Origin of the sequence: Ideonella sp., from assembly GCF_035254525.1 — a bacterium.
In the GTDB taxonomy this organism is placed as follows: domain Bacteria; phylum Pseudomonadota; class Gammaproteobacteria; order Burkholderiales; family Burkholderiaceae_C; genus Ideonella.
Genome location: NZ_DATFAN010000031.1, coordinates 1 through 13,001, shown reverse-complemented (window position 1 = coordinate 13,001; position 13,001 = coordinate 1). Strand labels below are relative to the sequence as shown.

At 70.0% G+C, this 13,001-nt stretch carries 13 protein-coding genes; all 13 read left to right on the top strand.

The features are described 5' to 3' along the window. Positions 1 to 1,131, top strand: a 1,131-nt coding sequence (locus VJ693_RS03365) for a complex I subunit 5 family protein (RefSeq protein WP_324152055.1), incomplete at its 5' end; no start/stop codon positions are given. A 2-nt stretch (positions 1,132 to 1,133) separates the two neighbouring features. After that, a complete protein-coding gene (locus VJ693_RS03360) occupies positions 1,134 to 2,618 on the top strand; it encodes a hypothetical protein (RefSeq protein WP_324152054.1) in 1,485 nt (494 codons plus the stop codon). An 8-nt stretch (positions 2,619 to 2,626) separates the two neighbouring features. Then, positions 2,627 to 3,376 (top strand): 4Fe-4S dicluster domain-containing protein, encoded by a 750-nt coding sequence (locus VJ693_RS03355; RefSeq protein ID WP_324152053.1) that lies wholly within the window; start codon positions 2,627 to 2,629, stop codon positions 3,374 to 3,376. Positions 3,377 to 3,407: 31 nt separating this feature from the next. Continuing rightward, positions 3,408 to 4,169 carry a transferase gene (locus VJ693_RS03350; protein ID WP_324152052.1) on the top strand — a complete coding sequence of 254 codons (762 nt, stop codon included), beginning with the start codon at positions 3,408 to 3,410 and terminating at the stop codon, positions 4,167 to 4,169. Positions 4,170 to 4,248: 79 nt separating this feature from the next. After that, on the top strand, positions 4,249 to 4,518 hold the full coding sequence (locus VJ693_RS03345) for a CopG family transcriptional regulator (protein ID WP_324152051.1): 270 nt from the start codon (positions 4,249 to 4,251) through the stop codon (positions 4,516 to 4,518). Further along, the gene (gene hyfB / locus VJ693_RS03340; RefSeq protein WP_324152050.1) at positions 4,515 to 6,533 is read left to right on the top strand and encodes a hydrogenase 4 subunit B; all 2,019 of its coding nucleotides are present in this window, start codon (positions 4,515 to 4,517) and stop codon (positions 6,531 to 6,533) included. Before VJ693_RS03345 ends, hyfB begins: the two co-directional genes overlap by 4 nt. A 10-nt stretch (positions 6,534 to 6,543) precedes the next feature. Then, the gene (locus VJ693_RS03335; RefSeq protein ID WP_324152049.1) at positions 6,544 to 7,491 is read left to right on the top strand and encodes a respiratory chain complex I subunit 1 family protein; all 948 of its coding nucleotides are present in this window, start codon (positions 6,544 to 6,546) and stop codon (positions 7,489 to 7,491) included. A gap of 351 nt (positions 7,492 to 7,842) precedes the next feature. Next, entirely contained in the window at positions 7,843 to 8,502 is a 660-nt protein-coding gene (locus VJ693_RS03330; protein ID WP_324152048.1) for a formate hydrogenlyase, read from the top strand. Between the two features lies 1 nt (position 8,503). Beyond that, entirely contained in the window at positions 8,504 to 9,967 is a 1,464-nt protein-coding gene (locus tag VJ693_RS03325) for a hydrogenase 4 subunit F (protein ID WP_324152047.1), read from the top strand. Positions 9,968 to 9,969: 2 nt separating this feature from the next. Further along, positions 9,970 to 11,451: a Ni,Fe-hydrogenase III large subunit gene (locus VJ693_RS03320; RefSeq protein ID WP_324152046.1), complete on the top strand. Its 1,482-nt coding sequence runs from the start codon at positions 9,970 to 9,972 to the stop codon at positions 11,449 to 11,451. After that, on the top strand, positions 11,451 to 11,978 hold the full coding sequence (locus tag VJ693_RS03315; protein ID WP_324152045.1) for a formate hydrogenlyase: 528 nt from the start codon (positions 11,451 to 11,453) through the stop codon (positions 11,976 to 11,978). Before VJ693_RS03320 ends, VJ693_RS03315 begins: the two co-directional genes overlap by 1 nt. Positions 11,979 to 12,013: 35 nt before the next feature. Continuing rightward, positions 12,014 to 12,217, top strand: coding sequence for a DUF3460 family protein (locus VJ693_RS03310; RefSeq protein ID WP_324152044.1), 204 nt, complete (start codon positions 12,014 to 12,016; stop codon positions 12,215 to 12,217). Between the two features lie 65 nt (positions 12,218 to 12,282). Further along, positions 12,283 to 13,001 (top strand): ScpA family protein (locus VJ693_RS03305; protein WP_324152056.1); only part of this gene is annotated, 719 nt, incomplete at its 3' end.

Below are 13,001 nucleotides of genomic sequence, written 5' to 3'. Positions count from 1 at the left end.
CTGACGCTGGCCTTCATGCTGGCGATGAACCTCGGCATCCTCGCCAACCACCTGCTGCTGCAGTGGGCGGCGATCGAGCTGACCACGCTGTGCGCGGCGCCGCTGGTGGCCCAGGGCGACACGCCGCGCTCGCGCCGAGTCGCCTGGCACTACCTGATGTACTCCAGCATCTCGCTGGCGCTGACCTTCCTCGGCATCCTGTGCCTGACGCGCTCGGCGCAGCTGCAGGGGGTGTCGCTCGATTTCGCGTTCGATGCGCTGGGCGCGTCGTTGCCGGCCTCGGGCAGCGGCTGGCAGCGCCTCGGCCTGGCGCTGATGCTGTTCGGCCTGGGCAGCAAGCTGGGCCTCGCGCCGCTTTACAGCTGGCTGCCCGAGACCTACGAGGCCGCGCCGACCAGCACCAGCGCACTGCTGGCCGCGGTGCAGTTCAACATCAGCATCGTCGCGGTGCTGCGCGTGCTGCAGGTCTTCCACGGCCGCGACACCGGCTTCGTGCTGCACGAGCTGCTGGTCATGGGCTGCCTGTCGCTGACCGTGGCCGCGGTGCAGGTGATGGCGGCGCGCAACTACAAGCGGCTGATCGCTTACGCCTGCGTCAGCTCGTCGGGCGTGATCGCGATCGGGCTGTCGGTCGGCCAGGCGGCCGCCTACGGCGTGCTGCTGTACGTGGTCAGCGCGGCCTTCGTCAAGGCCTTGCTGTTCCTGACCGCCGGCCGGCTGCGCGCTGTCTATGGCACCAACGAATCCGGCGCGCTGGCCGGCGCCATCCGCGTGCTGCCGTTCTCGGGCCTGCTGTTCGCGGTGGGCACCTTCGCGCTGTTGGGCTTCCCGCCCTTCGGCAGCTTCATGGCCGAGATGCTGATCCTGTCGGGCATCGTGCAGGCCGGCCAGCTGATCGCCTTCACGCTGATGTGCACGATGCTGACCATCATCTTCGTCGCCACCGGCCGCTCGGTGTTCCCGATGCTGTGGGGCGAGCCCGAGCAGCACCGCCCGCCCGTGCGGGAGACGGTGGTCGCCGCGCTGCCCAAGCTGAGCTTCGTGCTGTTGCTGGTGCTGCTGGGCGTCTACACGCCCCAACCGCTGGCGCGCCTGCTGCAGGCGGTGGCGCAGTCGATCGGGGGGCAGTGACGGTGGCCCACGAACCGCTGCTGCTGATTGCCGCGAACGACCCCACGCCGCTCGCGCTGGCGCCCTGGGCCGAGGCCTGCCGCGCGGCGCTCGATGCCGGCGAACGGCTGGTCATGCTGTTCGGCCGGCCGGACGGCAACGCCTTCATGCTGACCGCCGTGCTGCAGCCGCCCGCCACCGGCCTGCGCGTGCTGCGCGCCCGCGCGCCACGCGGCGCCAGCTACCCCGCGCTGACCGCGAGCCACCCGGCCGCGCAGATCCACGAGCGCGAGCTGTGGGAGCAGACCGGCCCGAACGGCATCACGCCCGAAGGCCACCCGTGGTTGAAGCCGGTGCGCTTCGAGGGCGCGCGCCAGCAGCGGATGGACGAGTACCCCTTCTTCACCGTGCGCGGCCAGGAGGTGCACGAAGTCGGCGTCGGCCCGATCCACGCGAGCGTGATCGAGCCCGGCCACTTCCGCTTCATGTGCCATGGCGAGCGGGTGCAGCACCTGGAGATCCAGCTCGGCTACCAGCACCGCGGCGTCGAGGCGCTGCTGCTGCAACGCCCGCCCCTGGCGCTGACGCCGCTGATCGAAACCGTGGCCGGCGATTCGAGCATCGCCTACGCCTGGGGCTATTGCGCGGCCGTCGAGGCACTGGCCGGCATCGCGATCACGCCCGAGGCCGAGCGCGTGCGCGGCATCGCGCTCGAGCTGGAGCGCATCGCGATGCACCTGGTCGGCCTGACCGGACTGGCGACCGACATCGCCTTCCTGCAAGGCGGCGCCACCTACGGCCGGCTGCGCACCGCGATCATCAACGCGACGATGCGCGTGAGCGGCAGCCGCTTCGGCCGCGGCTGGCTGCGGCCCGGCGGCGTGCGCCACGCGATCGGCGACGAGCGCCGGCGCGACCTGCAGGCCACATTGGCCGCATTCGCGAAGGATCTGGCCGAGGTCAATGCGCTGGTACTGGGCGCGCGCAGCGTGCGGTCGCGGCTGCAAGGCGTCGGCACCGTCAGCGCCCGGGCCGCGCGCGACCTCGGCCTGGTCGGCCACGCGGCGCGCGCCAGCGGCGTGGACGTGGACACGCGTGCCGACCTGCCCGGCCGGCTGTACACCGCGCACCCCGTGACACCGCAGGTCGAGTACGACGGCGACTGCTGGGCCCGGCTGCGCGTGCGCATGCGCGAGATCGATGAGTCGCTGCGCTGGCTCGATACGCTGCTGGCCGATCCCGCCATCGACCTGGCCACCGCCTCGCCGCCCCCGCTCGGCGCGCCGAAGCCCGAGACGCTGTGCATCAGCGTGCGCGAGGGCTTCCGCGGCCCGGTCGTGCAGGCCTACGAGACCGATGCCGGCGGCCGCCTGCGGCACGTGAAGTTGCAGGACCCGTCCCTGCCCAACTGGTTCGGGCTGGCGCTCGCGGTGCGCGACAACGAGATCTCCGACTTCCCGATCTGCAACAAGAGCTTCGACCTCTCTTACTGCGGGAACGACCTGTAGCGCCCACCATGCTGAAGGCCATCACCGTGCGGCGCTCGCAAGGCGCCCAGACCATCCCCGACCCGCGGCAGGCGGCCCCCGCCGGCTTTCGCGGCAGGCCCGTCATCGCCGCCACGCCGTGCGACAGCGGCTGCAGTGCCTGCGTGGCCGCCTGCCCCGCCAACGCGATCGAGCTGGATCCCCTGCGCATCGACCTCGGCCGCTGCACGCTGTGCGGCGACTGCGCACCCGCCTGCCCGCCGGGCAAGCTCAGCTTCGACAACGATGTGAAGCTCGCCACCACCGAGCGCGCCGGCCTGGTGCTGAGCGCGCAGCGCCCGGCACCCGACCCGGTGGCCGTGTCAGCGGCGCTGAAAGCACGCTTCGGCCGCTCGCTGAAGCTGCGCTCGGTGTCGGCCGGCGGCTGCAACGGCTGCGAGCTGGAAGTCAACGCGCTGACCAACGTCAACTTCGACATCGGCCGCTACGGCATCGACATCGTCGCCTCGCCGCGCCACGCCGACGGCCTGGTGCTGACCGGCCCGATCACGCGCAACATGGCCGAGGCGCTGCAGCTGTGCTGGGACGGCATGCCCGACCCCAAGCTGGTCATCGCCGTCGGCGCCTGCGCGATCTCGGGCGGCTGCTTCGCGGTCAGCGATGCCGTCGACCGCCGCTTCCTCGAACGCTTCAAGCCGTCGCTGTACGTGCCCGGCTGCCCGCCGCACCCGCTGACCTTCGTCTGCGGCATCCTCGATCTGCTGGGCATCCCGAGCTGAGCCCTGATCCCGGTTCCCCCCGATCACCCCGATGCCCGAAACCCTCGATCCCGCCCAGCACGTCAAGCCCTACGTCTACGAGAGCCTGACGTCCAAGGCGCTGCACTTCTCGATCAGCGAGATCCAGAGCCGCATGCGGCTGGCCGACCCGTACGCGCTCGACCTCGAGTACACCCGGCTGATGATGGGCTTCGTGCTGTTCCACCCGCAGCCCAAGCAGATCGTGATGATCGGGCTGGGCGGCGGCTCGCTGGCCAAGTTCTGCCACCGCCACCTGCCGGACACGCACATCCAGGTCGTCGAGATCAACCCGCACGTGATCGCGCTGCGCGACGAGTTCCACGTGCCGCCCGACAGCGAGCGCTTCCACGTCGTGCCGGGCGACGGCGCGCGCTACGTGCGGCTGCGCGCCCGCCGGCCCGACGTGCTGGTCGTCGACGGCTTCGGCCCGGACGGCCAACCGGCCCGCCTGTGCTCGCAACGCTTCTACGACGACTGCGCCGAGATGCTGCAGCCCGGCGGCGTGCTGGTCGTCAACCTGCACCGCGGCCACCGCCACTACGACGTCTTCATCGACCGCATCCAGCGCAGCTTCGGCGGCAGTGCGCTGGCCGTCGAGGACAGCGAAGGCAGCAACGGCATCGTCTTCGCCTGCAAGGGCTACACGCTGGACAAGGCGGCCGCCGGCCTGCTGCGCAAGCCGACCCCGTTGCCCCCGGCCGCCGCGACCCCGCTGCAAGCCGCCTTGGCCCGCGTCAAACGCGCGCTGGAAAAGCAGCGGCACGCGGGTTGACGCCCCTTCTGCTGCACATGGCAGTCGAGTAGCATGTGCAGTGCATCCACATCGGATGGGCATATCGGTTGAGGCACCCATGGAGCTCAAGACCGCGCGGTTGACCCTGCTCATCGACCCCAACAAGAAGGCGGCGTTCGAGCGGCTGTGTGCCCAGCTCGACCTCACGGCCTCGCAGGTGGTGCGGCGGATGATTCGCGACTTCCTGGCCCAGCATGGCGTGAGCTACGTGCCCAGCGGCGAGGACGAGGACACCGCCGACGCGGCGCCGCTGCCCCGCGCGCCGAAGCGCAAGCCCGCGACGACACCCGCCCCGGCCCCCAAGAACCGCCGCTCGAGCCGCACATGACCGGCCTGCCACCCCCCGGCCAATGGCTCCACATCGACTGGATGCTGGCGCTGGGGGTGGGCTGGCTGGTGATCGGCGCGGCCGGCGTCGTCGCGCTGCACCGGCTGGCGCTCGTCGCCCACGTGCTGTTCCCGCTCGGCGGCCTGCTCGGTCTGGCGCTGGCCGGGCTGTCGCTCGATGCGCTGCTCGGCACGCCCGAGCTCGCGGTGCTGCCGATCGGCCTGCCCACGCTGCCCTTCCACCTGCGGCTGGATGCGCTCGCCGCCTTCTTCCTGCTGGTGATCGGTGCGGCCTCGGCCGGCATCTCGTGCTTCGCGGCCGGCTACTTCCGCCGCGGCGAGGGCACGCCGCCCGGCCTGCTGTGCCTGGAGTACCACGTGTTCCTGGCCAGCATGCTCGGCGTGGTGCTGGCCGACGACGCCTACGCCTTCATGGTGATGTGGGAGACGATGGCGCTGTCGTCGTACTTCCTGGTCACCGCCAACCACCGCATCCCCGAGGTGCGCGGCGCCGGCTACCTCTACATCACGATGGCCCGTGTCGGCGCGATCGCGATCCTGCTGTGCTTCGGCGTGCTGCAGGCCAACACCGGCGACTACACCTTCGCCAACATGCGGGCGCAGTCGCTGTCGCCGTTCTGGGCCTCGGTGGGCTTCGGCCTGGCGCTGTTCGGCTTCGGCGCCAAGGCCGGCATCGTGCCGTTGCACGTCTGGCTGCCCGAGGCGCACCCGGCCGCACCGTCGCCGGTGTCGGCGCTGATGAGCGGGGTCATGCTCAACACGGCCATCTACGGCATGCTGCGCGTCGGCTTCGACCTGCTGCAAAGCCGGCTGTGGTGGTGGGGCGCCGTGCTGCTGGCACTCGGCCTGGCGACGGCCCTGTTCGGTGTCGTCTTCGCCGCGGTGCAGACCGACATGAAACGGCTGCTGGCCTACTCGTCGATCGAGAACATGGGCCTGCTCTTCGTCGGCATGGGGCTGACGCTGATCTTCAGCGGCTACGGCATGCACCCGATGGCCGCGCTGGCGCTCACCGCCACGCTGTACCACGTTGCCAGCCACGCCCTGTTCAAGAGCCTGCTGTTCCTCGGCACCGGCAGCGTGCTGCACGCCACCGCCGAGCGTAGCCTGGGCAAGCTGGGCGGGCTGATCCGCACGATGCCCTGGGTCGGTTGGCTGACGCTGCTGGGCGTGCTGGCCAGCGCGGGCCTGCCGCCACTGGGCGGCTTCGTCTCGGAGTGGCTGCTGCTGCAGAGCTTCCTGTTCAGCCCCGGCCTGCCCGTGCCGCTGCTGACGATGCTGATCCCCGTGGTGGCCGCGCTGATCGCGCTGGTGGCTGCGCTGGCCGGCTACACGATGGTCAAGTTCTTCGGCATCGTCTTCCTCGGCCAGCCGCGCGAAGACAAGCTCGCCCACGCCCACGATGCCGACGGCTGGGAGCGCGCCGGGATGCTGTGGCTGGCGCTCGGCTGCGTCGCGCTCGGTCTGCTGCCGGTGGCTTTCATCGGCGTGCTCGATCCGGTGACGCATCAACTCGTCAGTGCCGGGCTGGCCGGGCGCATGTCGGGCTGGCTGCTGGCGCCCACCAGCGTCGAGCAGGCGAGCTACGGGCCGGTGATCTTCCTGCTCGGCATCCTGGCCAGCGTGGCGCTGGCCTTCCTGCTGGTGCGCTGGCTCTACCACGGGCGCCTGCGCCGCGGCCGGCCCTGGGCCTGCGGCTACCCGTGGGTCACGGCCCGCATGCAGGACACGGCCGAGGGCTTCGGCCAGCCGATCCGGCAGATCTTCGAGCCCTTCTTCCGCATGCAGCGCGAGTTGCCTTCGCCGTTCGACGCGCAGCCGCACTACCGCGTGACGGTGGAAGACCCGATGTGGCGCGGCCTGTACCTGCCGATCGCCGACCTGGCGCAGACGCTGGCGCGCTGGATCAGCGTGATGCAGCAGGGCCGCATCTCGGTTTACCTGCTCTACAGCTTCGTCACGCTGGCGGCCACGCTGCTGGTGGTGATGCGATGAGGTGGCCGCGATGAGCTGGACCGGCTTTCTGTCGCAGCTGCTCGAAATCGCGCTGGCGATCGGGCTGGCGCCGCTGCTGACCGGCTGGGTCAACCAGTGGCGCGCCTGGCTGCAGAACAAGTCGGCCCCCAGCATCTGGCAGCCCTACCGCCTGCTGCACAAGCTGTTCAACAAGGAATCGCTGGTGGCGGACAACGCCTCGCACCTGTTCCGCATGGCGCCCTACGTCGTCTTCGGCTGCATGCTGCTGGCCTGCGCCATCGTGCCGACTCTGTCGACCGACCTTCCCCTGGCCAGCGCGGCGGATGCGATCGCGCTGGTCGGCCTGTTCGCGCTGGCCCGGGTCTTCATCTCGCTGGCGGCGATGGACATCGGCACCGCCTTCGGCACGCTGGGCGCGCGGCGCGAGATGCTGATCGGCTTCCTGGCCGAGCCGGCGCTGTTGATGGTGCTGTTCTCGGCCTCGCTGATTTCGAAGTCCACGTCGCTCACGACCATCGTCGAGACGCTGGCGCATCGCGAGCTCACCATCTACCCCGGCCTGGCCTTCGCCGGCGTGGCGTTCACGATGGTCTCGCTGGCCGAGAACGCCCGCGTGCCGGTCGACAACCCGGCCACGCACCTCGAACTCACGATGATCCACGAGGCGCTGATCCTCGAATACTCGGGCCGGCACCTTGCGCTGCTGGAGTGGGCCGCGAGCCTGAAGCTCTTCGCCTACTCCTGCATCGGCCTGGCCCTGTTCTTCCCCTGGGGCGTGGCCGAGGCACAGGCCCCGGTGGCAATGCTGCTGGCCCTGCCGGCCCTGGTGCTCAAGCTCGCGATCGGCGGCTTTGCGCTGGCGCTGCTCGAAACCCTGTCGGCCAAGATGCGGATCTTCCGCGTGCCGGAGTTTCTTGCGACCGCGTTCTTGCTGGCGGTGATCGGGATGTTGGTTCACTTGCTGTTGGCGAGGTGACATGAGCCACTTCGCCACTCGCTTCTCGTTCAACGGTCGGCGCGCGCCGAGGGGGCTGGGTGACCGACTCCGGCAATGTCCCCCGCCGCCCGTCTTTGACGGCCGGCTCCTCCTAATATTTGCCTGCGCCGGTCACCCAGCCCCCTCGGCTGCCACCCCTCGTGGCAGGGCACGCCTTCAACGTCCGCATCGGTTCCAGGTCACGGGGACGGGGCACTCTGCGCAGCGAAATATCAGGAGGAGCCGATGTCCAGTGGACATTGGCGGGGGACATTCTCGGAGTGGAGTGCCCCGGCACCGCGACGCCGCTGAGACCCAGGCAAGAGGCGCACTCAAGCGGGAGGCCATGCGATGACCACCCTCCTCACCCAGTTCGTCAACCTGCTCGGCGCGCTGCTGCTGATCCTCGCGTTCGCGATGATTTCGCAGCGGCGGATCCTCTCGCTGATCCACTTGTTCACGATCCAGGGTGCGACGCTGGTGCTGGCAACCACCGTCGTCGGCTATGTCACGCACCAGCCTCACCTGTACCTGTCGGCCGCCGTCACCTTCGTGCTCAAGGTGCTGTTGATCCCCTGGCTGCTGCACCGCGTGATCGACCGCTTGAACATCCGGTGGGACGTGGAGACGCTGATCAACATCCCGACGACGATGCTGATCGGCATCCTCGTCGTGATCTTTTCGTTCAACCTCGCGATCCCGATCTCGCGGCTGTCGTCCACGCTGGCCGGCGGCACGCTCGGCATTGCGCTGGCGTGCGTGCTGCTGTCGTTCCTGATGATGATCACGCGGGCCAAGGCGGTGCCGCAGGTGATCGGCTTCCTGGCGATGGAGAACGGGCTGTTCTTCGCCGCCACCTCGGCCACCTACGGCATGCCGATGGTGGTGGAGCTGGGCATCGCGCTGGACGTGCTGATCGGCGTGCTGATCCTCGGCGTGTTCATGTTCCAGATCCGCGAGCAGTTCGACAGCCTGGATATCCGCCACCTCGAGAAGTTGAAGGAAGACTGACGTGACCGCCCTCGCCTTCCTGCTCGGCATACCGCTCCTCGGCGGTCTGGTGCTCGGGCTCGTCGGCCACCGCGACGTCGCGCGTGACGTCAACGTGGGCTTCAGCGCCGCCACCTTCGCCGCGGCCTGCGTGCTGACGGTGCAGGTGATCGATGGGGGCCCGATGCTGCTGTGGGCCAACGAGTTCTACATCGATGCGCTCAACGTCTTCCTGGTCGCGCTGACCGCCTTCGTCGGCCTGACCACCTCGATCTTCTCGCGCCCCTACATGGCCGTCGAGCGCGACCACGGCAAGATGACGCCGCCGCGGATGCGGCTGTACCACAGCATGTACCAGCTGTTCAGCTTCACGATGCTGCTGGCGCTGACCACCAACAACCTCGGCATCGTCTGGGTCGCGATGGAGGCCGCCACGCTGACCACCGTGCTGCTGGTCAGCGTCTACCGCACGGCCGCCAGCCTCGAGGCGGCGTGGAAGTACTTCATCCTCTGCGGCGTCGGCATCGCGCAGGCGCTGTTCGGCACGGTGCTGCTGTACATGGCGGCCGAGAAGGTGATCGGGCCGGAGGGCGGCGCGCTGCTGTGGACCCACCTGAACGCAGTCAAGCACCAGCTCGACCCGAACATCATCACGCTGGCCTTCGCGTTCCTCTTCATCGGCTACGGCACCAAGGTGGGCCTGGTGCCGGTGCACAACTGGCTGCCGGATGCCCACGCCGAAGGCCCGACGCCGGTGTCCGCCGTGCTGTCGGGCCTGCTGCTGAACGTGGCGCTGTACGCGGTGCTGCGCTGCAAGGTGCTCACCGACGGCGCGCTCGACGGGCCACTGCTCACCGGCCGGCTGATGATGGGCTTCGGCCTCGTCTCGGTGGTGGCGGCCGTGCTCTTCATCATCCGGCAGAAGGACGTGAAGCGCATGTTCGCCTACTCGTCCATCGAGCACATGGGCATGATGACCTTCGCCTTCGGCATGGGCGGGCCGATCGCCAACTTCGCCGGCCTGCTGCACATGACGGTGCACTCGCTGATCAAGTCCGGCATCTTCTTCGCGGTCGGCCACGCGACGCAGAAGGCCGGCACGCAGATGATGGACGAGATCCGCGGCCTGATTCGCGTCAGCCCCACCGTCGGCTGGGGGCTGATGCTGGGCGCGCTGGCCATCCTGGGCATGCCGCCGTTCGGCGTGTTCGCGAGCGAGTTCCTGATCGTCACCACCGCGATGCGCGAGCATGCCTGGGCCACGCCCTTCCTGCTGATCGCGCTGGGGCTCGCCTTCGCGTCGGTCTTCAGCCGGGTGCAGCCGATGGTCTTCGGCGAGACGACGCTGAAACCCCTGGCGCACCCGCCGGCGCTGATCCCCGTGTTCGTGCACCTGGGGCTCGGGTTGATGCTGGGCCTGTACGTGCCGCCCTACCTCGACGCCTGGTACCGGCAGGCGGCGGCGATGCTGGGCGGGGGAGGCTGACGATGTCGATGCTCGTGCCGCTGCCCACGCCGGTGCCGATCCGCCACGGCGTGGTCGACCGCGAGGGCTGGCTCGCCGTCGCCCAGGATGTGCTCGCCAGCGGCGGCCGGCTCGTGTCGCTCTGGGGCAGCCGGCGACCCGACGGCGTGGTGGCCTGCGCGGCCTACGCGTTCTCGTTCGAAGGCGGCCTGGCCTGGATCGAGCTGCCGTTGGCCGAGGGCGAGGCCTACCCGGATCTCTCCGCGATGTTCCCGGCTGCGGGCCGCATGCAGCGCGCCGCGCACGACCTGGACGGCTTGGTCGCCGAGGGCGCCGCCGACACGCGCCCCTGGCTGGACCACGGCCTGTGGCAAGGCCAGGCGATGCCGCCGCCCTACCCCTTCGTGCGCGTCGAGGGCGAGGGCGTGCACGAGATCGCCGTCGGCCCGGTGCACGCCGGCATCATCGAACCGGGGCATTTCCGCTTCTCGGTCGTCGGCGAGAAGGTGCTGCGGCTGGAGGAGCGGCTGGGCTACGTGCACAAGGGCATCGACCGCCGTTTCACCGAGCTGGCGCCGTTGGAGGCCCACCGCCTGGCCGGGCGCGTCTCGGGGGACTCGACCGTCGCCTACGCCTGGGCCTACTGCATGGCACTGGAGGCCGCCGCCGGCTGCAGCGTGCCGGCGCGCGCGCAATGGCTGCGCGCGGTGCTGCTCGAACGCGAGCGCGTGGCCAACCACCTCGGCGACCTGGGCGCGCTCGGCAACGATGCGGCCTTCGGCGTCGGCCTGGCGCAATTCTCGCGGCTGCGAGAAGACTGGCAACGCCTGTCGATGAGGCTGTTCGGCCACCGGCTGATGATGGACCGCATCGTGCCCGGCGGCATGGCGGTCGATCTGGACGAGGCCGGCTGCCGCGCCCTCGTTGCGCAGTGCGATGCGATCGAGCCCGAAGTGCGCCGCCTGCACAGCATCTACGACGAGCACGCCGGCCTGCAGGACCGCTTCATCACCACCGGCCGCGTGACGCCGCAGCTCGCCGCCCAGCTCGGCCTGACCGGCCTGGCGGGCCGCGCGAGTGCGCAGACCTGGGACCTGCGCTGCAACCCCTCGCTGCCGCCCTACGACCAGCTCGACGTGACGATGGCCACCCACCGCAACGGCGACGTGGCGGCGCGCGTGACCGTGCGCTTCGACGAAACACTGGAGTCGCTGCGCCTGCTGCGCGAGTTGTGCCGGCGGCTGCCAGTCGGGCCGGTGCGCGCCGACCTGAGTTTGCCCACCGCGGCCGCCGTCGGCGCCGGCTGGGTCGAGGGCTGGCGCGGCGAGGTCTTCGTGGCGCTCGAGCTCGACGACAGCGGCCAGGCCATCCGCCGCTGCCACTGCCACGACCCGTCGTGGCAGAACTGGCCGGTGCTCGAACACGCGGTGATCGGCAACATCGTTCCGGACTTCCCGCTGATCAACAAGTCCTTCAACCTCAGCTACTCGGGGCACGACCTCTGATGCTTCGCATCCTCCAGCAGATCGCCCGCATCGGCATCGCCACCGAAGCCCCGCCGCTCGTCGATGACGCGGCGCTGGCGGAGGCCCGGCGCATCCACGAGGAACTGCTCGCGATCCTCGGCCAGGCGCTGGCGATCCGCCAGGTCGATGCGGGCTCGTGCAACGGCTGCGAGCTCGAGATCCACGCGCTCAACAACCCCTACTACAACGTCGAGGGGCTGGGCATCAAGTTCGTCGCCAGCCCGCGCCATGCCGACCTGCTGCTGGTCACCGGGCCGGTGTCGCGCCACATGGAAGAGGCGCTGCGCCGCACCTACGACGCGACGCCCGAGCCGAAGCTGGTGGTCGCGGTGGGCGACTGCGGCTGCGACGGCGGCATCTTCGGCGGGCCGAACGCCGCGAGCTGCGGCCAGGTCGCCAACGTGATCCCGGTGGACCTCACGATTCCCGGCTGCCCGCCGCCGCCGATCGCGATCCTGCGCGGCATCCTGGCCGCGGTGCGCCGGCGCGAGGGAGCCGGCCGCTAAAATGGCCGGTCTTCCGCCCTTGCGCCCCCGCCGCCATGCCGCTGTTCTGGAAACCTTACAAGTCCGACGTCACCCAGTTCATCGACGAGCTGAGGGCCAAGAAACCCACGCTGGAGGCCGAGCAGCGCGCCGGCCGCGCGCTGCTGTGGGATCGCCCGCAGGACCGTGAGGCCCAGGCCGAGTACGCCGCTGCGCGCGTGCCGCAGAAGCCCTACGTCTACCAAGCCGAGCCGAAGTGAGCTCAGCGGTTGCGCCGGCGCCCGACGAGGCCGGCCTGCCGCCCCCGGTGGCGCCTGACGTGGACATGCCGCAGGAGATCGACGGCATCGCCGTGGCGCGCCTGTACGGCGAGCCGCTGTTCGCGCTGCCGACCGACCTGTACATCCCACCGGACGCGCTGGAGGTCTTTCTCGAGGCCTTCCAGGGCCCGCTGGATCTGCTGCTCTACCTGATCCGCAAGCAGAACTTCAACATCCTCGACATCCCGATGGCGGATGTCACCCGCCAGTACCTGCGCTATGTGGACCAGATCCGCAAGCACAACCTGGAACTGGCGGCCGACTACCTCTTGATGGCCGCGATGCTGATCGAGATCAAGTCGCGGATGCTGCTGCCGCCGAAGAAGACCGACGACGGCGCCGAGCCGGAAGACCCGCGCGCCGAGCTGGTGCGCCGGCTGCTCGAATACGAGCAGATGAAGCTGGCCGCGGCGCGGCTCGATGCGTTGCCGCAGCTGGGCCGCGATTTCCTGCGCGCCCAGGTCACCGTCGAGCAATCGCTGGCCCCGCGCTTCCCCGACGTGTCGGTCGACGAGCTGCGCGACGCCTGGCTCGACATCCTCAAGCGCGCCAAGCTGCACCAGCACCACAAGATCTCGCGCGAGCAGCTCTCGGTGCGCGAGTACATGAGCGTCGTGCTGCGCCGCCTGCAGGGCCAGCGTTTCGTCGAGTTCGAAGACCTGTTCGACGTGACCCGCGGTACCCCGGTGATGGTGGTCACCTTCATCGCGATGCTCGAGCTGGC

Bases quoted from the DNA above. Each gene is read 5' to 3' on its own strand.
- VJ693_RS03355 (WP_324152053.1), top strand. From the start codon at position 2,627: ATGCTGAAGGCCATCACCGTGCGGCGCTCGCAAGGCGCCCAGACCATC.
- VJ693_RS03350 (WP_324152052.1), top strand. From the start codon at position 3,408: ATGCCCGAAACCCTCGATCCCGCCCAGCACGTCAAGCCCTACGTCTAC.
- VJ693_RS03345 (WP_324152051.1), top strand. From the start codon at position 4,249: ATGGAGCTCAAGACCGCGCGGTTGACCCTGCTCATCGACCCCAACAAG.
- hyfB (WP_324152050.1), top strand. From the start codon at position 4,515: ATGACCGGCCTGCCACCCCCCGGCCAATGGCTCCACATCGACTGGATG.
- VJ693_RS03335 (WP_324152049.1), top strand. From the start codon at position 6,544: ATGAGCTGGACCGGCTTTCTGTCGCAGCTGCTCGAAATCGCGCTGGCG.
- VJ693_RS03330 (WP_324152048.1), top strand. From the start codon at position 7,843: ATGACCACCCTCCTCACCCAGTTCGTCAACCTGCTCGGCGCGCTGCTG.
- VJ693_RS03320 (WP_324152046.1), top strand. From the start codon at position 9,970: ATGTCGATGCTCGTGCCGCTGCCCACGCCGGTGCCGATCCGCCACGGC.
- VJ693_RS03315 (WP_324152045.1), top strand. From the start codon at position 11,451: ATGCTTCGCATCCTCCAGCAGATCGCCCGCATCGGCATCGCCACCGAA.
- VJ693_RS03310 (WP_324152044.1), top strand. From the start codon at position 12,014: ATGCCGCTGTTCTGGAAACCTTACAAGTCCGACGTCACCCAGTTCATC.